The sequence below is a fragment of the Paenibacillus cineris genome (assembly GCF_018333335.1).
Classification (GTDB): Bacteria; Bacillota; Bacilli; order Paenibacillales; family Paenibacillaceae; genus Paenibacillus_AQ; species Paenibacillus_AQ favisporus.
Genome location: NZ_BORU01000004.1, coordinates 114,448 through 136,285, shown reverse-complemented (window position 1 = coordinate 136,285; position 21,838 = coordinate 114,448). Strand labels below are relative to the sequence as shown.

Here is a 21,838-nt window from a genome sequence, read left to right as displayed (position 1 = left end):
TGGCGGTTTTTTGGTAGGACAGAGTGGTCGGTTATCCCCGTCCTACCCAGCGCGAAAGGCTGATTATCGCTTGCAGCCTGCGACGATCACAGCTCCTTAATGATTCACAGTAATGCTGCCGTTGGACGTGGCCAGCCCCACGGTAAACTGTCCGTCTCCCAAGGTGGCCGTGGCGCGGGAGTCGCTCTCATCCACCCAGCCGATGTTGCCCTTGATGGAGGAGTTGGACGTCTTGGCGGTCAGCTTGGCGCTGGCATCCTCGGAAACGGTCAGGTTAATGCTGCCGTTTGAGGTTTTCACGTCCCAATTGCCGGCGATGCCGCTATCGCCCCGAACGGCGCCGTTGCTGGTCCGGATGTAGACCGGGCCGCCAAGCTGGTTGGCCGTCACCGTACCGTTGCTGGTCACCAGCTCCGAAGGGCCGTTGATGTTCGTGGCTACGATCCGGCCGTTGCTGGTCTTGGCCGACACCTTGCCCTGGATATCCTTTACGTTCAGGGTGCCGTTCGACGTCACGGCCGTCAGTCCGGCATGAAGTCCGGAAGCGTCGATGGTGGAATTTTTCGTATGCACTTCCACTTCGACGGACTCCGGAACCTGGAGGTTAAAGTAATCTTCAGGCATCGCCCAGCCGCCGATCAGGACGATATCCGGCTGGTGTTTATCCAGTGTCAGGGTCAGCGTGTCCCCCGACGTTTCCGACTTCCAGTGCTGCTTCGTCCATTTGTCGGCATTGGCCTGGGAGGATTCGGTGCGCACGCGGACTTTTCCCTCATAGGCAATATTCGAGCCTTGAGCTTCCGTTACGTTAACCTTGCCGCTGTCGAGGAAAACTTCTACCCGCTTGATTTCTCCCTGCGCCGGAACCGATCCCTGCACGGCGCTGAGGTAACCTTTGTTAAAGAGGAACGTCCAGTTGGGGTAAATCGCCTGGGCTCCACTGACAATCAGAAGCAGGATCAGGATCGTGACGCTTCCGCCGCCCAGACGAACCCGCTGGTTGGCATGCACGACATTGGAAATGACAACTTCAATGCCGAGCAGGATGAGCAGAGTGGGCCATACGTATTTCAGAACTTCAAAACTGATGAACTGATTCATTTGAAGAATGATGATGACCCCAAGGCCGATCAATCCGATGGCGGTGGTCCATTTGCCGATCTTTCGGACCGGCGGGCGCGTCTCAAGCGGTGCGGTCACAGATGCTCACTTCCCTTATGGTTTGGTCTTTTGCCAAGCAGCCACATGCCGTAAACGATCAGGCCGACGGCCAGCAGCACGCTGGTAATATTGCGGTTCAGCAGCCATTCCCACAGGCCGGGGAAGACGCCGACGAGGAGGACGAGGATACCCATACCGATGCAGGTTGCCCCGATCCAAAACGGATGGACCGCCGATTCCTTCTGATATCCGTTCATTTGAATCCAGTCACGTTCGGTCCAAGGATAGCCGAAGGTATCCTGGCCCATCATCATCCGCTCATGCTCCATGGCTGCGGCTTTCATCCAGCTCGCCTTCTGCAGGGCGTCAAACAGCTGGTAGAACCACAAAATCGCCAGAGCGAACGGAAACAGCATCGGAATCGACGGGATGAGGATGATGCAGACGCAGGCGCCGATCATGTACTGCAGTCCCTGTTTGGCGAATCCTAAATATAAATGGCCGAGGCCGGGAATCATGGACAACATAAACGTGAGCCATCTACTTTTTCTAATCATGGGTTACCCTCCTTAAATATGTGCTCCATTCGAGTGGATAAATGCTGCGTGGCCTCCGTTAACCCGTTCCCCAGATGCTCGAAAATTCCGAATTGGAATAAGCAAAAGGTCAGGCAGGCCGCAAGGCCGAAATGGGCCAGCTTGGATTTCTGCGACTCGCGGGGCCGGCTTCTCGGCAGCGATCTTACCGCCAGCGGCGGCATTTGACGGACTTCCTCCATCACGCCGGCAACGATATCCGGCATATCTATGACCGGACCGGGATTCTCCCAAATTAGGGATATCTCCACAATTTCCTGATACCAAGCCTGGCATTCCGGACAATGGTTCAAATGCTTTTCGATCAAGAGGGAGGTTTCGGGCGGCAGTTCATGGGCGGCGTAAGCGGCCATCTGGTATTGAATGAGTTCGCATTTCACCTGAGCTCCTCTCCTTTCTGACGCATCATTTGTCTGGCACGGTATAACTGGGATTCAACGGTTTTGGCGGTAATGCCCCGCCTCTTGGCAATCTCCTGATAGGAGCATTGTTCAAAATAATACATCTGCACGGCCGACTTATACGGCTCCTGCAGCTCATCGACGATTTGACGGATCCGGCTGTTCGTCTCTTCGGAGAGGACGATCTTCTCGGGTGTCTCGGCGGTTACCCAATCGTTTTCGCTAACCTCTCCCATCGTCCTTCGCGCCTGTTCCCTTTGGTGGGCCCTTTTCCAGTCCAGGCATTTCCGGACGGCGATTTGATACAGCCAGGTGGAGAAGGAGGATTCTTCCCGAAAAGCAGGCAGGGCCGAATATGCCTTAAGGAAAATGTCCTGCGACAAATCTTTCGCCGAGACGCTGTCGGCGGTCATTTTCAGGCATACGTGGTATACCATGCTCTGGTACCGCTGCACCAGAAATTTATAGGCTTCCGGATGGCCGGCTTTGACCGCCCGGATCCACTGCAACTCTTCTTCCAGTCTTCTCCCCTCCTCCCGATACGTTAAGTTAGACGCCGCATGTCGAGGCATCCCTGCAAAGTTTTTTAAAAAAATTTATTCAGCCGTTTTGGCGCCATCTGGCGGCATGTTCCCGGGACAGGCGGATGAACTCCCCAAGGGCCGGAGACAGCCACTTTCCGGGATGGTACAGCATTTGCGTGGCCACTTGGCAGGGGCTGTCGTCCCAAGGGAGCCGGATGAGCCGGCCGGAGGACAGCTCGTCCTTGACCGCAATGGCGGGCAGCAGGGAGATGCCGAGACCGGACATGACGCAGTGCTTGATCGTCTCGATGCTCCAGAACTCCAGGTCGCTGCTGCTGTAGATCGCGTGGCTGTTTAAATGCTGTTCGAGCAGCAGGCGGTAGCTGCAGTCCGATTCGGTATGGATAAAAGAAACGTCTTTCAAGTCCAGAGTATCAACCTGCGGCAGCAGGGTCAGGGGATGCGCCGGCGGCGCAATGAGCGCCATCGGTTCATGAATGAGCGTCTCCGACTGCAAGTGCGGGTCATCCGCTTCCGGCTCCAGCACGAACACCAGGTCCATATCGCCGGACAGGGCCAATTTCTTGAGCTCCTTGCAGCCGGCCGGCCGGAGAATGATCTTCACGTCCGGGTACAGCTCCGTGTATTCCTTTATAATGTCCGGCAGGCGGAACGCCGCAAGGGACTCGGGTGCGCCGATGTTCAGCGTCCCGGATGGCAGGCTTCCGCCAGCGGACATTTCGGCCAGCGCCCGGTCGTGCAGCTCCAGCAGCTGGATGGCATAGGGCAGCAGGCGCTCGCCTGCGGTTGTAAGCTGTACCTTTTTCCCAAGACGGTCAAACAGCTTCGAGCCGACTTCCTCCTCCAGCGCCTGAATTTGCGCCGTGACGCTCGATTGGGCGTAGGACAGGATTTCGGCGGCTTTGGTAAAGCCGTGCGTATCCGCAACGGTTCGGAAGGTGTGTAAGTGTTTTAAGTCCATCCATAATCCTCCATGATGCGAAATATGAATTCGTGGCCATCATCATCTATCGGTTCTCCCGATGGAAACGATCAAAATAATCTGTTTTACCTATTCATCTATTATCTGTTAAGCTGTGAGCACTGCACAACCCTAGAATGGCCGGTAATCCCTGCCGGTTACACCATTAACAGCAGATAGGATGATCAAATATATGGCTTCATTAGAAAAGACCTCATTCGAAAAAACTTCTGCAGCATCACACTTAACCTCTTCCATTCGGCTGCCTCAAGCTATCGCTTTATATATCGGTTCGGTGCTCGGATCCGGTATCTTGATCGTGCCGGGGCTCGCCGCGCATATCGCGGGTCCGGCCTCGCTCCTGTCCTGGGGGCTCATGACGCTGCTCGTCCTGCCGATGGCCCTTGTCATGGGGCTGCTGTCGGCGCGTTACCCCGATGCCGGGGGCGTGTCCTCGTTTGTCTCCAGAGCATACGGCACCAAAGCCGGGACGCTGGTCGGCTGGTTTTTTCTCATGTCGGTGCCGATAGGCGCACCGGTAGCAGCATTGACGGGAGCAGGGTATATGACTGCAGCCTTTGGACTGGGTGACGGCGCCAGAATCGTCATCGCCGCGCTGATGCTGGCTGTGTCCCTGTTCATCAACGTCTTTGGCATGAAGCTGGCAGGCAGCGTGCAAATCGTCGTCGTATCGGCGATCGTGCTGGTGCTCATCCTGGCGATATCCGGTTCTTTTCCCCATATGGAAGCAAGGCACTTCACGCCTTTTATGCCGGAAGGGTGGATCAGCGTCGGCCAGAGTGCGGCCATTCTGTTCTGGTGTTTTATCGGCTGGGAGGCGGTATCGCATTTGTCCGAGGAGTTCGTGGACCCGAAACGGGCGGCGGTGCAGGGCGTGACGGTTGCGGCCATCATCGTCGGCGTGCTGTATTTTCTGACGGCTTTGGCCACGGTGGGAACGCACAGCTATGGGGGGAGCGGATCGGACGTATCGCTGCTGCTGGTTATTGAAAAGCTGCTCGGTCCGGCCGGGGCCGTTATCGCGGGCTTGACGGGAATGTTTATTTGCACGGCCACGGTCATTTCGTATACCGGCGCTTCGTCGAGGCTGGCTTACGCGCTGGCCCGGGAAGGAAAGGCGCCGGCCTGGATGGGGAAGATGTCGTCCCGATTCCAGACGCCTGTCGGGGGACTGGGCTTCCTGGCAGGCTGTTTCGTGCTCGTGCTCGTTCTGTACGGAACCGGCGCGGTGTCCCTGACCACGCTGATTACGCTCCCCAATGCCACGTTTATTTTGACGTATCTGGGCGGCTGCGCAGCCGGGATCCGGCTGCTGAAAGGCCAGCGGTGGGGACGGACGGTCAGTTGGCTGTCCTTTATCCTGACGGCGGCGGTGTTTCCGTTCGTCGGGTGGGCGATCTTGTATCCGTTGGTCATTTGCGGCGTTTATTTTTTGGTAAGTATAGGGCGGAAAAACAAAGCGCAAGCTTAACATAAACAGGCTTTCGGCTATCCTGTTCACCCATGACGGCTATGGTAAATATGCGCGCACCGTGATATAATAAAAAGTCGTCTACCCTCTATTTTGATAGAGAGCAGCGATAACGATCAAAGCATATATATACCTAGTGTATTTTTTAAATAGGAGAGGTGAATCCCAGTGTTGGACCGATTGCAATCCTTGGCGGACCGTTATGAGAAGCTTAGTGAACTGCTTTGCGATCCTGACGTTGCGAACGACAGTAAGCGACTGCGGGAATATTCCAAAGAACAATCCGATTTGCAGCCTGCATATGAGGCTTATACCGAATATAAATCCGTTATGGAAGAACTCGAATCCGCCAAAGCGCTTCAGGCTGAGAAGCTGGACGACGAAATGCGTGAAATGGTCAAGATGGAAATCGAGGAGCTGACCCAGCGCCGTACTGAGCTGGAGGAGCGCATCCGCATTCTGCTCCTGCCGAAGGACCCGAACGACGACAAGAACGTCATCGTGGAGATCCGTGGCGCGGCGGGCGGCGATGAAGCGGCTCTGTTCGCTTCCGACCTGTACCGGATGTACACGCGTTATGCGGATACCCAAGGCTGGCGCGTAGAGCTGATGGACGCCAATACGAACGATCTGGGCGGCTTCAAGGAAGTCATCTTCATGATCAACGGACGCGGCGCCTACAGCAAAATGAAATACGAAAGCGGCGCGCACCGCGTGCAGCGCATCCCGACGACGGAGTCCGGCGGACGGATCCATACTTCCACTTCCACGGTGGCGGTCATGCCGGAAGTCGAAGAGATCGATATCGAAATCCATGACAAGGATATCCGCGTCGATACGTTCTGCTCCAGCGGTGCGGGCGGACAATCCGTCAACACCACGAAATCCGCCGTTCGCGTGACCCATATTCCAACCGGAATCGTGGCCACCTGTCAGGACGGCAAGTCGCAGAACTCGAACAAGGAAAAGGCGCTTCAGGTGCTTCGTGCCCGGATCTTTGATATGATGCGGCAGGAAGAAGAAGCGAAGTATGCCGGTGAGCGGAAGAGCAAAGTGGGTACTGGCGACCGCAGTGAGCGGATCCGCACGTACAACTTCCCGCAGAGCCGGGTGACCGACCACCGCATCGGATTGACACTGCACAAGCTCGATTCGGTGATGAACGGCGAAATCGAAGAGATCATTTCGGCCCTGAACATTGCGGAGCAGGCGGAAATGATGGATAAAGGGGAATAAGGCTTTGAAGGAAAGCACGTTTGTGATGACGACAAAGCAGAGTATACGGGAAGCCTTTGCGGAGGCTTCCTCTTTTTTAGCGGCGCATGAAGTGATGGAGCCGCAGCGGAACGCCCAGCTGCTGCTGGAGCATGTGCTGGGCCTCTCCGGCGCGGCCTATTACATGGCGCTGCCCGATCCGTTTCCGGCGGAGCGGCAGAAGGCCTGGGAGGAAGTGATTTCCCGCAAGGCGGCGGGCGAACCGGCCCAATACATTATCGGGGAGCAGGAGTTCTACGGCATCCCCTTTCAGGTGACGCCCGCCGTGCTGATCCCGCGGCCCGAGACGGAGCTGCTCGTGGAGGCCGTGCTGCAGCAGGCCGAGCAGCTGTGGCCGCAAGGAGCGGCACCGGCTGACGCGGAGCTGCCGGACCGCGAAGCGGCTCGTCCGGCGGCACAGGGCCGCGCAGCCGCTGCGCCCGGCGGCGGTGCCGGCACCGCGGACGGCCTGCGCCCGCTGGTCGCGGCCGACATCGGCACCGGCAGCGGCGCCATTGCGGTCACGCTGGCGCTGCATGCCCCTCGCTGGCAGGTCTACGCCAGCGACATCTCGGCGGACGCGCTGCGGGTCGCCGCGCGCAACGCCGAAGCCAACGGCGCCCAGGTTGCCTTCGAAGAAGGCAACCTGCTGGAGCCGTTTGCGGGGCGGCGGGTCGACATCCTGGTGTCGAACCCGCCGTACATTCCTGCGGCCGATATTCCCGGCCTGCAGCCCGAGGTGCGCGACCATGAGCCGCGCACGGCGCTGGACGGCGGAGCGGACGGGCTCGCGCCTTACCGCATCATGATGCAGCAGCTGCCGCTGCTGCAGGAGCCGCCCCGGCTCATCGGATTCGAGCTGGGGATCGGCCAGGCGGGCGAAGTCGCAGACCTGCTCCGCCAAGCGGGCCATTGGGATGAGATTATGATCATCCCGGACCTCGCCGGCATTGACCGCCACGTTCTCGGCGTCCGCCGGTGATCCCATAATTTTCTTTTTGACCCAATTTCCTCTACAATGGAACTACCTATGTTTTCCCTGGAGGAAAGGATATGCTGCGCAAACTGAAACAATTGGATTTCGCCGTCATGCTGGTGCTGCTCTGCCTGATGGCGTTCAGTCTGACTTCCATATACAGCGTCACCGCCGGCCGGCCCAAAACCGATCATTATTCGGTGCGGATGGCCGTCTATTACGTCATCGGCTTTGCAGGGTTTCTGGCGACTTCGCTCGTCAATTATAAGCTGCTGATTAAATATGCACTGTATGTGTATATCTTCGGCCTGATGCTGCTCTTATTCGTCCTGTTTGCCGGTAACGAATACTACGGTGCCCGCGGCTGGCTTACCCTTCCCGGGGGACTCAGCCTGCAGCCGGCCGAGCTGTTCAAGCTGTTCCTGGTCATTTTTCTGTCCAGCCTGCTGCTGAGGAAAAATCGAGACCGGTCCCGCGGCCTGTATTTTTGGCGGGATGTCGTGCCGATGGGGCTCCTCACCTTGGTTCCGCTTATGCTGGTGATGGCGCAAAACGACCTGGGGAACGCGCTCTGCTATCTCCTCATTCTGGTAGGGCTCCTGTGGATCGGCGGCATCCGGTATGTTCATGCGCTGATCGGGTTCGCCGTGGCCTTTGCCGCCATCTTCGGCGGAATTCAGGCTTATATTCATTATCATGACGAGGCGGCGAAGTTGTTCAAGTCCATTGGCCGCGAGCATTGGATCGCGCGGTTTGACCCCTGGCTCGTTCCGGACAAAGCTTCCCGTGACGACAGCTGGCAGACCTACAACGCCAAGCTGGCGATCGGGTCGGGCGGCCTGGACGGCAAGGGCTACATGCAGGGGACGACGATCCAGTCTGACGGCCGGGTTCCGCTGGCTTTTGCCGACTCGATCTTCGTCCAGATTGCCGAGGAGTACGGATTTATCGGCTCGTCGGCGCTGCTGCTGCTGTATTTTATTCTGATCCACCGCATGATTCTGATTGCGGCGGACTGCCGCGACCGGGCGGGGCCATACCTGATTACAGGCATTATCACGATGTTCATTTACCAGATTTTTGTCAACATCGGCGCCTTTATCGGTCTGATGCCGCTGACCGGCATTACGCTGCCTTTTATCAGTTATGGCGGCACTTCACTGGTGATCAACATGGTCAGCATCGGGGTGGTGATGAGCGTCCGGATTCACGGGCAGGAGGAAGAGGAGCTGCTCCCGCTGCAGAACGAACCGGCTCCGGCCACAGGGACGGGCAAAATTCTGCGCCTCATCCGGGATGGATTTAACAGGAATTGAATATGGCATGGCTGTTCTATTACAATAGACAGGTACGCATCAGGGGCAACGAGGAGCGGAAGGCTCCGCACAGGAGGATAGCCATGCTTCAAAAGCTGAAAAAAGTGGATTATGTCGTCGTTTTTATTCTTTTGATTTTCATGGGCATCAGCATCATGTCCATTTACAGTGTCACACAGGGGACGAAGTTTGCCGGTTCCCATATTAAAATGATCGAGTTTTACGTGCTTGCCTTCATCGCATTTTTTGGGCTGGTTATCGTCGATTACAAGCTGCTTGTCAAATATGCGCTTTATTTGTATTTGTTCGGGTTGGCCCTGCTTGTTGCGGTTAACTTCATCGGGACCGACGTCAACGGCGCCCAGGGCTGGATCAAGATGGGAAGCTTCAGTTTGCAGCCTGCGGAGCTGTTCAAGCTCATCCTGATTATTTTTCTGACGTATATCATTATGCGCAAAAATAAATCGAGGCTCACGTTCTGGCATGACGTAGTCCCGATCGGACTGCTGACGTTCGTGCCGTTTGCGCTCGTTATGGTTCAGAATGACCTCGGGAACGCGCTCAGCTACGTTCTGATTTTGCTCGGACTGCTCTGGATCGGCAACATCAAGTTTTGGCATGCGCTGATTGCGCTGGTGGTGTTGGCGGCCGTCGCTGTCGGAAGCATTTTTTCTTACATCCATTTTCACGACAACATTGAGAAGTTTATGAAGGACATCGGGCGGGAGCACTGGACGGAACGTCTCGACCCATGGCTGGTGCCGGATAAGGCGACGGCCAAGGCGTCCTATCATACGAAAAACGCCAAGCTGGCGATCGCATCCGGCGGCATGGTCGGCGAAGGGTATATGAAAGGGTCTTCGGTTCAATCCGGGCGCGTGCCGTATACTTATTCGGACTCCATTTTCGTGGAAATCGCCGAGGAATTCGGCTTCGTCGGTTCATCGGTCGTGCTGCTGCTCTATTTTATCCTGATCCACCGGATGATTCTGATCTGTCTCGAGTGCCGGGACCGGGCAGGGCCGATTCTGATCGTGGGCATTATCGCCATGATGCTCTATCAGATCTTCGAAAATATCGGCGCCTTCATCGGCCTGATGCCGCTGACCGGGATTACGCTGCCGTTTATCAGTTACGGCGGAACCTCGCTGCTGATCAATATGGCGAGCATCGGGATCGTCATGAGCGTGCGCGTTCATGGGGAGGAAGTGGACGATGAGATGCTGACCCCGGCAAACAAAGGGGCTTCCGCTCAAGCCGGACAGGCCAAGGCGGGTATGTGAAGCTGATGATTTACAAGAAACGACCGTTTTCGACAAGTCCTTGGGCTTGGGAAGGCGGTCTTTTTTTTACGGGTTAAAAGCTCGTAGAAATACTAGATAAGATGAATTCGAGTTTTCTTATCATTCCTTGTTTCCAAGGGGAATATCCGTGTCAAAGGTGTGATTTCTTTAATTCAATCTATATTATAGATTGCTAGGTTTAGACTCTACCATTCCCGGACATACTGAGAACTATCATAGATTTGTTCTGATAGAGAGGGGCCCGGGGAAAATGGAAAAGACGATGAAGCAGGGGAAATATAGAGGGCAAGACTGGCTGCGCGACTTGGTGAAGGATACCGCTATTATTTTTTGTATTTTGTTTATGATCGCCATGATGTGGGAGAGTCAAAAGACCGACGCGGCCGTGGCCGGCGGGCCGATTCCGCAGGAATCCATCCGCCTGCGCATCCTGGCCAATTCCGATAATCCGGACGACCAGCTGGTCAAACGCGAAATTCGCGATGCCGTGGTGGCGGAGATGAACAGCTGGGTACAGGAGCTTGAGGACCCGCAAAGCCTGGATCAGGCGAGAACGACGATCCGGGAGCATTTGCCGGAACTGAACGATCTGGTGGGCCGTGAGCTGGAGAAGAGAGGCATTCATTACGATTACCATGTTGAACTGGGCATCGTGCCGTTTCCGACCAAACTGTACGGCGGTACCGTGTATCCGGCCGGGAATTATGAAGCACTCCGGATCACACTGGGTGCAGGCAGCGGTCAAAATTGGTGGTGCGTGCTGTTCCCTCCGCTCTGCTTCATTGATGCGGCCAGCGGAGATGCTGCGGCTCAGCCCGCCGAGGCCAAGGCTCAGTCTGCGGATGCCAAGGGTGACGCTAAGGGCGCCGTGACCACCGCGTCGGCCAAGGTGACGGATACTGCAGCCGCTCAAGCTTCCGGGAAAGCAGCGGCCGATGCCTCCCAGCCGGAAGTTCGCTTCTTCCTGGTAGACATGCTCTCCGGGCTGTGGTCCTGGCTGACGGGACTGTTCGCTTAGGAACTAGCGGCCATCCTGTCCAGGGGCATGCGTCTTGGAGATTGTGCAGATGTGCTATAATAAAACATACCAATTTCGATGACAGGAATGAACAGCGATGAAAGGTTTAAACCAAGGGCAGGATGGAGGAAGCGCTCCTTCCGCCCATGATGCAAATAAGAGCCATGCCACACCGGTATGGGATGTGACCGTATTGAGGGGACGCAGCATCGCTGCCGCAGAAGCGGAGAGGGAAGCGGTGTCTCGTGCAGAGCAGTCGATCGGCCGGGCAGCCGCCATTCTACGGGATGGCGGTACCGTTGCTTTTCCGACCGAAACGGTCTACGGCCTTGGGGCGGATGCCCGGAATACGGAGGCTGTCGAGGCGATTTTCAAGGCCAAGGGCCGGCCGTCCGACAATCCGCTCATCGTCCACATTGCGGATACAAGCCAATTGGACGGGCTCGTGACAGAGGTCAGCGATACGGCGCGGCGGCTGATGGCGGCCTTTTGGCCCGGTCCGCTGACGCTGGTGCTGCCGCTTCGACCGGGCGTGCTGTCCCCGCGGGTAACAGCGGGGCTGACGACAGTCGGCATCCGGATGCCGGACCATCCGATCGCGCTGAAGCTGATCGGTGAGTCCGGCTGTCCGGTGGCGGCGCCGAGCGCCAACCGCTCGGGACGGCCGAGCCCGACGCTCGCGGGCCATGTCGAGGAAGATTTGAGCGGGCTGGTCGACGGTATTCTGGACGGAGGGCCGACCGGGGTCGGCCTTGAATCCACCGTCGTGCAGGTTCAGGAGGACGGCAGCGTCACCGTTCTTCGGCCCGGCGGCATTACGAGCGAGCAGCTAGCCGCCGCTTCCGGGACGGCGGTGACGACCGATCCGGGAATCGAACGCTCTCCGGATGAAGAGGAGATCGTCGCGCCGAAATCGCCCGGCATGAAATATACGCATTACGCTCCCAAGGGTGCGCTCACCATTGTGCAGGGCGGCACGCCGGAGCAGGTATCCGGCTGGATCGATGAGCAGCTGAAGGCGGCGGCGGCACGCGGGGAGAGAACCGGCGTGATGGCATTCGAGGAGCATATCGGCCGTTACGCCGCGGATTGCGTGCAGTCCCTCGGCAGTCTTGCCGGACTGGAAGCGGCCGCCCACCGGCTGTACGCCGCTCTTCGCCGCATGGATGAAGAAGGCGTGACGTTTATTTTGTCGGAAGCCTGCCCGGAAGAGGGTCTGGGCGCTGCCATCATGAACCGGCTCCGCAAGGCCGCCGGCCAGCGGGTTGTGCGCTTGTGACCTCTCGCCGCACCTTTTAAGAGACATCATTTACCTCTTGTCCGCATATGGTTGTACAAGAACCTAACGGACATGGGGGAATAGGGATGTTGGAGACTTCTGCCGGTTTAGGGCAGCTAATGACTATCATGATAATGGCCGTCGCATTAGGACTGGATGCATTCTCTCTGGGCGTAGGAATCGGCATGAAAGGAATCCGGCTGCTGCATATTCTCAAGATCAGCCTGCTGATCGGCCTTTTCCATGTGTTGATGCCGCTGCTGGGAATGTTTATGGGATATTACGTCAGTTCGCTGCTCGGACAAGTTGCCGCCCTGGTTGCCGGCGGGCTGCTTGTGCTGCTGGGCGGGCACATGGTCCTGAATGCCTTCAAAACAAGCGAAACGCGAATGGTGGATCACCGCTCTTTGCTGGGGATGCTGCTGTTTTCGCTCAGCGTCAGCATTGACTCCTTTTCGGTAGGCGTATCCCTGGGGATGTTTGAGAGCAACCGCATTCTGACCGTGCTTGCTTTCGGGATCTGCGGGGGCGCGATGGCCGTGCTTGGACTCCTGCTCGGCAGGAGGGTAAGCCGGAATCTCGGCGAATACGGGGAGGCCCTTGGCGGCGCGATTTTGCTGGCATTTGGCCTCGCCTTTATCTTCTGATACAATATCGGCAAAGACACTTCGGGAGGTGCTAGAGACGTGAAGCATATTTTGTTTGTCTGTACGGGAAACACGTGCCGCAGCCCGATGGCCGAAGCTCTGCTTCGCAAGCTGGCCAAGGAGCGCAGCGTTCCGCTCGAAGTCCGTTCGGCCGGCGTGGCCGCCCTTGAAGGGACACCCATCTCGCGTCATGCGGAAGCGGTGCTGCGGGACCACGAGATCGATGAGCATTTGACCGCCAAGCCGCTCAGGGCCGACACGGTGGATTGGGCGGATTTGATTTTGACACTGACCCAGGGGCATAAGCAGCATGTGATCCGGAGCTTTCCACTCGCGGCTGACAAAATTTATACCCTGAAGGAATACACCGAAGATGACGAGAACGTGATCAAGGACCTGCAGGAGCTCGACAGCCTGTACGCCACCTGGGAAATGAAGCGGGCGCTCGGGCAGCAGCTGGAGGACGAGGAACGGGAGCGGCTGATCGAGATCCAGCAGCGCATCCCGAGCTTTGATATTTCGGACCCGTTCGGCGGGTCCCGCGACGATTACGATGTCACCGCCGCAGAAATCCGCGCCGCTATCGAGCGGCTGCTGGATAAGCTGGAGGCGTTCCGTACATTTTAAGAAACAAGCTTAAATTGCACTTGGGCGGGAGCCTAGGTTGAAAAAAATGGAGTAAATTTGCAGATTGATTTTCATCGCGTCATGCTTTATGATGAAGGTGAAAAACATCGGTTCCGGTGTAACTGGCGACAATGTGGATCCAACCACGATGGAGCACCGGAATATACGGCCGGTCGCCTGGGCAAAAGAGCAATTCTGCGGAATGATCCGCGGACTGCTCTTTTTTTCGTCTAGTGGCTGCAAATGAGTTATAATGGTACAAGAAGTCACGGGAATACCGGGGAGCGCTAGACTCGTTTCTCTGTATTGCGCGAAATTTTAGGAGGTTTTTCGAAAGATGAAAATTGCTGTTGGAACAGATCATGCGGGTATACGTTTGAAAGAAGACATCATTGCCGTGATCGAAGGGATGGGGCATCAAGTTGCGGATGTGGGATGCGGATGCACGGATTCCGTGGACTATCCCGACTACGCTCTCCCTGTGTGCGATCTGGTTACCAAAGGCGAGGCCGACCGGGGAATCCTGATCTGTGGAACAGGCATCGGCATGAGCATCGCGGCGAACAAGGTTCCGGGCATCAGGTGCGCCTTGGTCCACGATGTATTCTCGGCGATTGCCACCAGGGAGCATAACGACTCCAACGTGCTGGCGATGGGCGAACGCGTCATCGGTCCAGGTCTGGCCCAGGAGATTGTCAAGGCTTGGCTGGGCACGGAGTTCAGCGGCGGCGAGCGTCATGTCGGGCGCGTGAACAAGATTAAAGCGATTGAAGAGCGGTATCTGCACAATTAGGGAGGTTTTCTCATGGAAAGCATGTCAGGAGGCAGTCCATTGGAAGTTTCGCTGGGAGAACAGGTATCTCAAATTCTTCATGAGCTGGTGGAAGCCGCGGGGCTTGGCCCTGGCAAGGTACTGGTTGTCGGAACGAGCACCAGTGAGGTGGCCGGGAAACGCATCGGCACTTCGGGGGCACTTGGGGTTGCTGAAGAGCTGCTGCAGGCGATCGGCGAGGTCCGGGCCAAGTTCGGCTTCGACACGGTGTTTCAGTGCTGTGAGCATTTGAACCGGGCGCTTGTGATGGAGCGTTCCGTACTGGAGCGCCTTCGTTTAACCGAGGTCGCCGCCGTTCCTGTTCCGAAAGCGGGCGGCTCTATGGCTGCCGCTGCTTACCGTTCCATGAAGGAGCCTTGCCTGGCCGAAGCGATCGAGGCTCACGCGGGCATTGACATCGGCGAGACGATGATCGGCATGCATCTTCGGCGTGTGGCGGTGCCTTTTCGCCCGACCCTGCGGTATGTGGGGCACGCGCGCGTGAATGCGGCCTACACGCGGCCCAAGCTGATCGGCGGCGAACGGGCGGTGTACCGTCTGGATGAAGAAGCCGGCAGAGCCGACCGTGACGGCGGCAGTTCAGATCTTTGCGATTAACATGAGCGGATGATTGAAACGAACATTTTATTTTGAATTCCAATAAGGGAGGAACTATTAACATGGATCAATTGCGTAAGAAGGACCCGGCTGTACTCGAGGCCATGAACTTGGAACTGAAGCGTCAGCGTGCGAATATCGAGCTGATCGCATCGGAGAATATTGTCAGTGAAGCGGTTATGGAAGCCATGGGCTCCGTCCTCACGAACAAATACGCCGAAGGATATCCGGGCAAGCGGTACTACGGCGGCTGCGAGCGCGTCGATATCGTTGAAGATATTGCCCGTGACCGTGCGAAAGAGCTGTTCGGAGCCGAGCATGCCAACGTGCAGCCGCACTCCGGCGCTCAGGCCAACATGGCCGTATACCTGGCAGCGCTGAAACCAGGGGATACCGTGCTTGGGATGAACCTTGCCCATGGCGGACACCTGACGCACGGAAGCCCGGTGAACGCTTCCGGTCTGCTGTACAACTTCGTCGCTTACGGGGTCCAGGAAGATACGTTCCTCATCGATTATGACGAAGTCCGCAAACTTGCGTTCAAGCATCGTCCGCGCCTGATCGTCGCCGGTGCGAGCGCCTATCCGCGTACGATTGATTTCGAAGCTCTCGCTTCGATCGCCAATGACGTAGGCGCGCTGTTCATGGTCGACATGGCTCATATCGCGGGCCTGGTTGCGGCCGGGCTTCATCCGAACCCGGTGCCTCACGCCCATTTTGTCACGACGACAACGCACAAAACGCTCCGCGGACCACGTGGCGGCATGATTCTGTGCAAGCAGCCATGGGCTGCGGCCATCGACAAGGCCGTCTTCCCGGGCACGCAGGGCGGTCCGCTGATGCACGTTATCGCGTCCAAAGCCGTAGCCTTGGGCGAAGCGCTGGACCCATCGTTCAAAACGTATGCCGAAAACGTGGTGAAGAACGCCAAAGTATTGGCTGAGACGCTGATCAGCGAAGGCCTGAACATCGTATCCGGCGGCACGGATAACCACCTGATGCTGGTGGATACCCGCAGCGTGAACATTACAGGGAAAGACGCCGAGAAGGTGCTGGACTCCGTCGGTATCACTGTGAACAAAAACGCCATCCCGTTCGATCCGACCAGCCCGTTCGTGACGAGCGGAATCCGGATCGGTACGCCGGCTGCGACTTCCCGCGGCATGGATGAAGCGGCTATGGTGACGATCGGCAAAATCATCGCCATGACGCTGAAGTCGCCTAAGGACGAAGCCGTGCTGTCCAAAGCAGCGGCGATGGTGAAGGAACTGACGGATCAATATCCGCTGTATCCTGAACTTAACTACTAATAGGACACAGATCTTGAGAAGTACAGGTCTGTGAGAATATAAGGGACTGGGGAATGTTCTCCGGTCCCTTTTTTTAGAAATAAGAAATAGAGATTTTCCGAGGTTTCGAGGCTAACCATCCTGATCCCGCAAAAGAAACTCCCGCTAAACGCGGTCTGTCTTCTGAGAATGTACGCCGATAATACGTTTTTCTTTTCGCTCTCAGAAGCCGTATAGGTCAATAAACCTTTCTGCCGTCACAGCGGATGTGTGCCTTCACACTCTTAGAGTGGCTTTTATATAGTAGTTCAGAGGGGAAGAACTGCTAGATTTAAGACTGCTCGATACGAAGAGCAGATGCTAGATTGGCGGGTCTTTACGGGGTGCTTACACCATGCCGGTTCCCTTGCGCGGTCTTTCGGTTAACGTTTAAGCCGGCTGATCTTTGGGCCAGAATAAACATATCTTTCTTGGGTGCAAAATCATTTCCAGGAATGATATAATAAATAAGATTTGTGTACTTGCATGTATCGTATGCGAATGGGCATCTAACTAACCGGCAATGACAGCACTTAGACTTACGATTTAACCGGAGGGACTAACATGGGAAAACTGGTGATTTGTGATCACCCTTTGATTCAACACAAACTGACATTTATCCGCGATGTGCGGACGAACACGAAAGATTTTCGCGAACTGGTCGATGAGGTTGCTTCCTTAATGGCTTACGAAATTACACGCGAGGTTCCGCTCGAGTCGGTGAAGGTGCAGACACCTGTCGCTGAGATGGACGGCAAGGTTCTGGCGGGCCGCATGCTCGGGCTGATTCCGATCCTGCGCGCCGGGCTCGGCATGCTCGACGGCATGCTGAAGCTGATTCCCGCCGCCAAGGTGGGACATGTCGGCTTGTTCCGCGATCCGGAAACGCTGCAGCCTGTCGAGTATTACACGAAGCTGCCGACGGACGTGACCGAGCGCGAGCTGATCGTCATCGATCCGATGCTGGCGACCGGAGGATCGGCTATTGCCGCGATCGACGTCCTGAAGAAGCGGGGGTGCACCCAGATCAAGATGATGAACCTGATCGCCGCGCCGGAAGGGGTCAAAGCCGTGCAGGAAGCCCATCCTGACGTGGACATTTATGTAGCGGCCCTGGACGAGAAGCTGGACGACCACGGTTATATCATTCCGGGACTGGGAGACGCCGGAGACCGGCTGTACGGAACCAAGTAAGGAGAGGGAAACCATATGTCAAAAATTAAAGTGATGACGATCTTCGGGGTGCGCCCGGAAGCCATCAAGATGGCTCCGCTCATCTTAGAACTGCAGAAGCATCCCGAACATATCGAATCCGTCGTCTGCGTAACGGCCCAGCACCGTCAGATGCTGGATCAGGTGCTCGAGGTATTCAAGATTACGCCGGATTTCGATCTGGACGTCATGAAAGAGAACCAGACGCTGAACGAGGTAACCATCCGCGTTCTGCAGGGCCTGGAGCCGGTTTTGAAAGAGGCCAAGCCTGATATCGTTCTGGTGCACGGAGACACGCTGACGACCTTCCTGGCCAGCTATGCGGCCTTCCTGCAGAAGATCCAGGTAGGACATGTCGAAGCAGGCCTGAGAACGTGGAACAAGCTCTCCCCGTATCCGGAGGAGATGAACCGCCAGCTGACCGGCGTGCTTGCCGATCTTCATTTTGCCCCGACAGACTGGTCTGCAGGCAACCTGAAGAAGGAGAACAAGAACGAGTCCCACATTTACGTGACTGGCAATACCGTTACCGACGTATTCCAGTACACCGTCAAGTCGGATTATCACCATCCGGTGCTCGACTGGGCGCAGGGCAAACGGCTGATTCTGATGACGGCGCACCGGCGCGAATCGCAGGGCGAGCCTCATCTGAACATCTTCCGTGCCGTGAAGCGGATCGCCGACGAATTCGACGATATCGCCATCGTGTATCCGGTCCATCCAAGCCCGGCGGTCAAAGAACCGGCGCATCAAATTTTGGGCAATCATCCAAGAATTAAGCTGATTGAACCGCTGGATGTTGTAGACTTGCACAATTTTTATCCGCATACGCATCTGATCCTGACGGACTCCGGCGGTCTTCAGGAAGAGGCTCCATCTTTCGGTGTACCGGTGCTGGTGCTCCGTGACACGACCGAGCGACCGGAAGGCATCGAGGCGGGAACGCTCGAGCTGGTCGGAACGGATGAGGAACAAGTGTACGGACGGACGAAGCATTTGCTGACCGATCAAGAAGCCTATAATGCGATGAGCGGCGCCGCAAATCCATACGGAGATGGCAAGGCATCCCAGCGGATTGTCGACGCGATTTTGCATCATTTTGGCATCAAAAATGAACGTCCGGAACAATTTCACAGAATGTTCACAAAGGAAAGTTAAGCCATATTCTGAGGGCAAAGAGTACAGCATACAGTTAAACTGTACGGTTGACACGGATTTGCGGGCTTTTTGCAGTGATTTTAGTCACATTTCCAGCCAGTTTCGACACGGATTTGTTCAATTGACAAACTCTCGGGTCATTCAGTAAAATGAACTGGGATTAGAGGGTGGACAGAGATGAATCAACCTGATAAGCCGCAAAAATCCAATAAAAATGCTGCAAGCCCTCTGAAGTATGCGGGCCTTGTAAGCGCCATCGGAATCGATCTGGCCGCGTGTACTTTAGGGGGCTTTTATCTCGGCTCTTGGCTGGACAAGATTTGGGGAGGACCCGGACTCTGGATTGCATTCGGAGTTTTGCTGGGTCTGGCGATTGGCGGCGTAAGCGTTTTTATGATCACCAAGGCAGTCATGGGGGAAAGTGATGAGTGAACTATGGAAATACCGCAGGGTATTGACTAGAGCGACACTTTATTTCCTGGCTCTTTGCTTCTTGGGTGCTGCTGTCTTCCCGCAATACCGGAGTATAGCGCTGGGTATGGTGCTTGGCTCCAGTGTCAGCCTTGCCAATAGCTTTTATTTGGGCTATAAAGTGCAAAAAGTGTTGGATTCAGTCGAAGGCGGGGGCGGCAAGAGAGTAAATATGGGTTTTCTGACCCGTGCAGCCCTCAGTGTGCTGGCCGTCGTTGTGGCCTATCAAAGGCCGGAGACGTTTAACCTGTATGCCGTTGCGGCAACACTGGTATTGGCACAGTTTCTTCTCTTATTCATAGGGATTCGATTGTCTCGTAAACAGGAGTAGACCTTCAACTGAGAAAGGGGTGAGAAAAACATGCATACATCACCGATTATTGAATTGGGCGGCATAAAATTCGACCTTTCCACAATCCTGATGCTCATCGTAACCTCCGTAATCGTGTTTGTGATCGCGAAGCTGGCAACCCGTAAATTGTCAGTCGAAAACCCGGGGAAATTGCAGAATTTCATGGAATGGACGGTGGAATTCGTCCAGAACCTGATTTCCAGCACGATGGATTGGAAGAAGGGGAAGCACTTTCTGTCCCTTGGATTGACGTTTATTATGTTTATCTTCGTCGGCAACCTATTGGGTCTTCCATTTGGTATCGTTACAGGAGTCCATGATCCGGAACATGCGCATATCTTTGGCAAAGAAATCGTATCTGTCACCGAAGAGTTTGCGAAGCATCCGGATGTAGAAGAAGTCGAGCTAGCTTGGTGGAAATCACCTACGGCTGATGCTTCGGTTACCATGGGGCTCGCGTTTATCGTATTCTTCCTTTCGCACTTCCTGGGAATGACCAGAAATACAAAGAGTTATTTCAAGCACTATTTCCAACCTTACTGGTTCTTCTTCCCGATCAACGTTATCGAGCAGTTTGCGAAGCTGCTGACGCAGGGCATGCGTCTATTCGGTAACATCTTCGCGGGTGAAGTGCTGATCTCGGTTCTGTTGAAACTGACCGCACTCGGCGTAGGCGGATACATCGCTTCCGTGCTCGGTCTCATCGTTTGGCAGGGCTTCAGTATTTTCGTCGGCGCCATCCAGGCTTTCGTCTTCACGATCCTGACGATGGTTTATATCTCTCAGATGATCGAGAGCCACGACGAGCACGAACATTAGCTTCAAAGTTAAGCTTGGAGTTTTCTTTCTTCACTCTTAACTAAACATAAATAATAATAAAATACACATCTCTAAGGAGGATTTTACAAATGGGAGTTTGGGCATTTCTTGCAGCTGCGATTGCAGTAGGTTTGGGCGCACTTGGCGCAGGTATTGGTAACGGTCTGATCGTAAGTAAAACGGTTGAAGGTATCGCTCGTCAGCCAGAAGCGAAATCCACGCTTCAAACGACAATGTTTATCGGTGTAGGTCTGGTCGAAGCCCTTCCAATCATCGGTGTCGTACTCGCGTTCTTGTTCTACGCAGGAGCTTAATTTAAGCAGTAAGGTTTGGCGGGGAAGGCCACGGCCATCCGCGCCTTCTTTTTAGCCGTCAGATAAGGAAGGTTCTTGGATCCTTCCTTATCTGATTGTCTGATGAACAAGACTGAACGTGCACCGGAAAGGAGTGACTAGATTGACTATTATCCCTTCGTCTTTCATTGTGGCATTGATTGCGTTTGTGATTCTGTATTGGCTTCTGAGCAAATATGCTTTCGGTCCGTTGTTCTCCATCATGGAGAAGCGCCGTGAGCTTGTGACGAGTCAAATGAACGAAGCGGCACAAACCCGCGAACAAGCCATTGCTTACGTAGAAGAGCAGAAAAAAGCTCTGGAAAATGCGCGCAAAGAGGCTTACGACATTATCGAGCAATCCAGACAAACGAGCAGCAAGCAGGCTGACCAAATTATGGAACAAGCCAAGGTGGAAGCTTCTCGTATTAAAGAGGACGCTGTCCGCGATATCGCAAGCGAAAAGAACAAGGCGGTTCAGGAGCTGCGCAGCGAGCTGGGCGCCGTATCCGTGAAGATCGCATCCAAGCTGCTTGAGAAGGAAGTCAGCAGCGACAAAGCTCAGGAAGAGCTCGTGGACCAGTACCTTAAAGAGGTAGGGGGCAGACCATGAGCCGGGAGACAATAGCAGCCAAGCGTTATGCGAAGGCGCTGTTTGAAGTGGCTGCGCAGCAGCAGAAGACGCTGGAAGTGGAGCAGGAGCTCAAGGCCGTCGTTGGGGCCATTACCCAGGATGACGAGATCCGCCGTTTTATCTCCACGCCCAACATTGCCGTATCGGTGAAACTGGATGTGCTGAAGAAGGCCCTTCAAGACAAAGTATCCCAGCCGGTCATGAACACCGTTGATATGCTGATTGAGCGGGGCAGAGCGGATCTGTTCGCCGACCTGCTGGACAGCTACGTCCGGATTGAAGGCGAAAGCCTTGGACTTGCGGACGCCACGGTGTACTCCACCTATCCGCTGAGCGACCAGGAAATCGAAACGGTTGCTGCGGAGTTTGGAGCATTGGCGAAGAAGAAAATTCGCGTAACCAACGTGATTGATAAAAATCTGCTCGGCGGTGTAAAAGTCGTCATCGGCGATATGCTGTACGACGGCAGTTTGGCAGGGAAGCTGGAACGGCTTGAAAAGTCTTTTAACAGACTAGCACAGTAGAT

25 protein-coding genes and 1 riboswitch are annotated in these 21,838 nt (G+C 55.5%); of the genes, 20 read left to right on the top strand and 5 right to left on the bottom strand.

The window, feature by feature from the left end:
- Positions 1-96 precede the first annotated feature (96 nt).
- From KI379_RS27400 to KI379_RS27380, 5 genes are all read right to left on the bottom strand, one after another.
- Positions 97-1,200: a DUF4097 family beta strand repeat-containing protein gene (locus tag KI379_RS27400; RefSeq protein WP_089549702.1), complete on the bottom strand. Its 1,104-nt coding sequence runs from the start codon at positions 1,198-1,200 to the stop codon at positions 97-99.
- Positions 1,197-1,718 carry a hypothetical protein gene (locus tag KI379_RS27395; RefSeq protein ID WP_076174717.1) on the bottom strand — a complete coding sequence of 174 codons (522 nt, stop codon included), beginning with the start codon at positions 1,716-1,718 and terminating at the stop codon, positions 1,197-1,199. Before KI379_RS27395 ends, KI379_RS27400 begins: the two co-directional genes overlap by 4 nt.
- On the bottom strand, positions 1,715-2,137 hold the full coding sequence (locus tag KI379_RS27390; protein ID WP_212985581.1) for a zf-HC2 domain-containing protein: 423 nt from the start codon (positions 2,135-2,137) through the stop codon (positions 1,715-1,717). The genes KI379_RS27395 and KI379_RS27390 overlap by 4 nt, the downstream gene beginning before the upstream one ends.
- Entirely contained in the window at positions 2,134-2,667 is a 534-nt protein-coding gene (locus tag KI379_RS27385) for an RNA polymerase sigma factor (RefSeq protein WP_163882721.1), read from the bottom strand. The genes KI379_RS27390 and KI379_RS27385 overlap by 4 nt, the downstream gene beginning before the upstream one ends.
- A 91-nt stretch (positions 2,668-2,758) precedes the next feature.
- Positions 2,759-3,664 carry a LysR family transcriptional regulator gene (locus KI379_RS27380; RefSeq protein WP_145139607.1) on the bottom strand — a complete coding sequence of 302 codons (906 nt, stop codon included), beginning with the start codon at positions 3,662-3,664 and terminating at the stop codon, positions 2,759-2,761.
- A 193-nt stretch (positions 3,665-3,857) separates the two neighbouring features.
- On the opposite strand from KI379_RS27380, the gene KI379_RS27375 reads away from it, so the two are divergent.
- From KI379_RS27375 to KI379_RS27280, 20 genes are all read left to right on the top strand, one after another.
- Positions 3,858-5,156, top strand: coding sequence for an amino acid permease (locus KI379_RS27375; protein ID WP_212985580.1), 1,299 nt, complete (start codon positions 3,858-3,860; stop codon positions 5,154-5,156).
- A 168-nt stretch (positions 5,157-5,324) separates the two neighbouring features.
- Positions 5,325-6,392, top strand: coding sequence for a peptide chain release factor 1 (gene prfA, locus KI379_RS27370; protein ID WP_076174707.1), 1,068 nt, complete (start codon positions 5,325-5,327; stop codon positions 6,390-6,392).
- Between the two features lie 25 nt (positions 6,393-6,417).
- Positions 6,418-7,392 (top strand): HemK/PrmC family methyltransferase, encoded by a 975-nt coding sequence (locus KI379_RS27365; protein WP_212985764.1) that lies wholly within the window; start codon positions 6,418-6,420, stop codon positions 7,390-7,392.
- Positions 7,393-7,463: 71 nt separating this feature from the next.
- Positions 7,464-8,702 carry an FtsW/RodA/SpoVE family cell cycle protein gene (locus KI379_RS27360; protein WP_116233466.1) on the top strand — a complete coding sequence of 413 codons (1,239 nt, stop codon included), beginning with the start codon at positions 7,464-7,466 and terminating at the stop codon, positions 8,700-8,702.
- 83 nt (positions 8,703-8,785) lie between these two features.
- The gene (locus KI379_RS27355) at positions 8,786-9,985 is read left to right on the top strand and encodes an FtsW/RodA/SpoVE family cell cycle protein (protein WP_089549708.1); all 1,200 of its coding nucleotides are present in this window, start codon (positions 8,786-8,788) and stop codon (positions 9,983-9,985) included.
- Positions 9,986-10,301: 316 nt separating this feature from the next.
- Complete coding sequence (spoIIR, locus tag KI379_RS27350) at positions 10,302-11,024, top strand: stage II sporulation protein R (protein WP_212985763.1); 723 nt, start codon at positions 10,302-10,304, stop codon at positions 11,022-11,024.
- Positions 11,025-11,121: 97 nt separating this feature from the next.
- Positions 11,122-12,303, top strand: coding sequence for an L-threonylcarbamoyladenylate synthase (locus tag KI379_RS27345; protein WP_212985579.1), 1,182 nt, complete (start codon positions 11,122-11,124; stop codon positions 12,301-12,303).
- Between the two features lie 86 nt (positions 12,304-12,389).
- A complete protein-coding gene (locus KI379_RS27340) occupies positions 12,390-12,950 on the top strand; it encodes a manganese efflux pump MntP (protein ID WP_089549710.1) in 561 nt (186 codons plus the stop codon).
- Between the two features lie 39 nt (positions 12,951-12,989).
- Positions 12,990-13,577 (top strand): low molecular weight protein arginine phosphatase, encoded by a 588-nt coding sequence (locus tag KI379_RS27335; RefSeq protein WP_076174699.1) that lies wholly within the window; start codon positions 12,990-12,992, stop codon positions 13,575-13,577.
- A 108-nt stretch (positions 13,578-13,685) separates the two neighbouring features.
- Positions 13,686-13,767: riboswitch (ZMP/ZTP riboswitch) on the top strand.
- Between the two features lie 147 nt (positions 13,768-13,914).
- A complete protein-coding gene (gene rpiB / locus KI379_RS27330) occupies positions 13,915-14,370 on the top strand; it encodes a ribose 5-phosphate isomerase B (RefSeq protein WP_089549712.1) in 456 nt (151 codons plus the stop codon).
- Positions 14,371-14,391: 21 nt separating this feature from the next.
- Entirely contained in the window at positions 14,392-15,006 is a 615-nt protein-coding gene (locus KI379_RS27325) for a TIGR01440 family protein (RefSeq protein WP_116233566.1), read from the top strand.
- A 62-nt stretch (positions 15,007-15,068) separates the two neighbouring features.
- Positions 15,069-16,316: a serine hydroxymethyltransferase gene (gene glyA / locus KI379_RS27320; protein ID WP_145139594.1), complete on the top strand. Its 1,248-nt coding sequence runs from the start codon at positions 15,069-15,071 to the stop codon at positions 16,314-16,316.
- A gap of 582 nt (positions 16,317-16,898) precedes the next feature.
- Positions 16,899-17,528, top strand: a complete 630-nt coding sequence (upp, locus tag KI379_RS27315; protein WP_076174689.1) for a uracil phosphoribosyltransferase — start codon at positions 16,899-16,901, stop codon at positions 17,526-17,528.
- 15 nt (positions 17,529-17,543) lie between these two features.
- Positions 17,544-18,704, top strand: coding sequence for a non-hydrolyzing UDP-N-acetylglucosamine 2-epimerase (gene wecB / locus KI379_RS27310; RefSeq protein WP_089549714.1), 1,161 nt, complete (start codon positions 17,544-17,546; stop codon positions 18,702-18,704).
- A gap of 177 nt (positions 18,705-18,881) precedes the next feature.
- Positions 18,882-19,136: an AtpZ/AtpI family protein gene (locus tag KI379_RS27305; RefSeq protein ID WP_076174685.1), complete on the top strand. Its 255-nt coding sequence runs from the start codon at positions 18,882-18,884 to the stop codon at positions 19,134-19,136.
- A complete protein-coding gene (locus KI379_RS27300) occupies positions 19,129-19,506 on the top strand; it encodes an ATP synthase subunit I (RefSeq protein ID WP_076174683.1) in 378 nt (125 codons plus the stop codon). The genes KI379_RS27305 and KI379_RS27300 overlap by 8 nt, the downstream gene beginning before the upstream one ends.
- 30 nt (positions 19,507-19,536) lie before the next feature.
- On the top strand, positions 19,537-20,346 hold the full coding sequence (gene atpB, locus KI379_RS27295) for a F0F1 ATP synthase subunit A (protein WP_212985578.1): 810 nt from the start codon (positions 19,537-19,539) through the stop codon (positions 20,344-20,346).
- 89 nt (positions 20,347-20,435) lie between these two features.
- Positions 20,436-20,660 carry a F0F1 ATP synthase subunit C gene (gene atpE / locus KI379_RS27290; RefSeq protein ID WP_036706394.1) on the top strand — a complete coding sequence of 75 codons (225 nt, stop codon included), beginning with the start codon at positions 20,436-20,438 and terminating at the stop codon, positions 20,658-20,660.
- A gap of 142 nt (positions 20,661-20,802) precedes the next feature.
- Positions 20,803-21,291, top strand: a complete 489-nt coding sequence (gene atpF, locus KI379_RS27285; RefSeq protein ID WP_105444861.1) for a F0F1 ATP synthase subunit B — start codon at positions 20,803-20,805, stop codon at positions 21,289-21,291.
- Positions 21,288-21,836 (top strand): F0F1 ATP synthase subunit delta, encoded by a 549-nt coding sequence (locus KI379_RS27280; RefSeq protein WP_089549717.1) that lies wholly within the window; start codon positions 21,288-21,290, stop codon positions 21,834-21,836. The genes atpF and KI379_RS27280 overlap by 4 nt, the downstream gene beginning before the upstream one ends.
- The last annotated feature ends 2 nt before the right edge of the window (positions 21,837-21,838 follow it).

What these genes read in the sequence shown, in the direction of transcription:
- KI379_RS27345 (WP_212985579.1), top strand. Translation starts at nt 11,122, where the DNA reads ATGAAAGGTTTAAACCAAGGGCAGGATGGAGGAAGCGCTCCTTCCGCC.
- KI379_RS27365 (WP_212985764.1), top strand. Translation starts at nt 6,418, where the DNA reads ATGACGACAAAGCAGAGTATACGGGAAGCCTTTGCGGAGGCTTCCTCT.
- KI379_RS27325 (WP_116233566.1), top strand. Translation starts at nt 14,392, where the DNA reads ATGTCAGGAGGCAGTCCATTGGAAGTTTCGCTGGGAGAACAGGTATCT.
- wecB (WP_089549714.1), top strand. Translation starts at nt 17,544, where the DNA reads ATGTCAAAAATTAAAGTGATGACGATCTTCGGGGTGCGCCCGGAAGCC.
- upp (WP_076174689.1), top strand. Translation starts at nt 16,899, where the DNA reads ATGGGAAAACTGGTGATTTGTGATCACCCTTTGATTCAACACAAACTG.
- atpE (WP_036706394.1), top strand. Translation starts at nt 20,436, where the DNA reads ATGGGAGTTTGGGCATTTCTTGCAGCTGCGATTGCAGTAGGTTTGGGC.
- KI379_RS27395 (WP_076174717.1), bottom strand. Translation starts at nt 1,718, where the DNA reads ATGATTAGAAAAAGTAGATGGCTCACGTTTATGTTGTCCATGATTCCC.
- KI379_RS27305 (WP_076174685.1), top strand. Translation starts at nt 18,882, where the DNA reads ATGAATCAACCTGATAAGCCGCAAAAATCCAATAAAAATGCTGCAAGC.
- rpiB (WP_089549712.1), top strand. Translation starts at nt 13,915, where the DNA reads ATGAAAATTGCTGTTGGAACAGATCATGCGGGTATACGTTTGAAAGAA.
- glyA (WP_145139594.1), top strand. Translation starts at nt 15,069, where the DNA reads ATGGATCAATTGCGTAAGAAGGACCCGGCTGTACTCGAGGCCATGAAC.
- atpB (WP_212985578.1), top strand. Translation starts at nt 19,537, where the DNA reads ATGCATACATCACCGATTATTGAATTGGGCGGCATAAAATTCGACCTT.
- KI379_RS27340 (WP_089549710.1), top strand. Translation starts at nt 12,390, where the DNA reads ATGTTGGAGACTTCTGCCGGTTTAGGGCAGCTAATGACTATCATGATA.
- KI379_RS27355 (WP_089549708.1), top strand. Translation starts at nt 8,786, where the DNA reads ATGCTTCAAAAGCTGAAAAAAGTGGATTATGTCGTCGTTTTTATTCTT.
- KI379_RS27360 (WP_116233466.1), top strand. Translation starts at nt 7,464, where the DNA reads ATGCTGCGCAAACTGAAACAATTGGATTTCGCCGTCATGCTGGTGCTG.
- KI379_RS27380 (WP_145139607.1), bottom strand. Translation starts at nt 3,664, where the DNA reads ATGGACTTAAAACACTTACACACCTTCCGAACCGTTGCGGATACGCAC.
- KI379_RS27280 (WP_089549717.1), top strand. Translation starts at nt 21,288, where the DNA reads ATGAGCCGGGAGACAATAGCAGCCAAGCGTTATGCGAAGGCGCTGTTT.
- KI379_RS27375 (WP_212985580.1), top strand. Translation starts at nt 3,858, where the DNA reads ATGGCTTCATTAGAAAAGACCTCATTCGAAAAAACTTCTGCAGCATCA.
- KI379_RS27300 (WP_076174683.1), top strand. Translation starts at nt 19,129, where the DNA reads ATGAGTGAACTATGGAAATACCGCAGGGTATTGACTAGAGCGACACTT.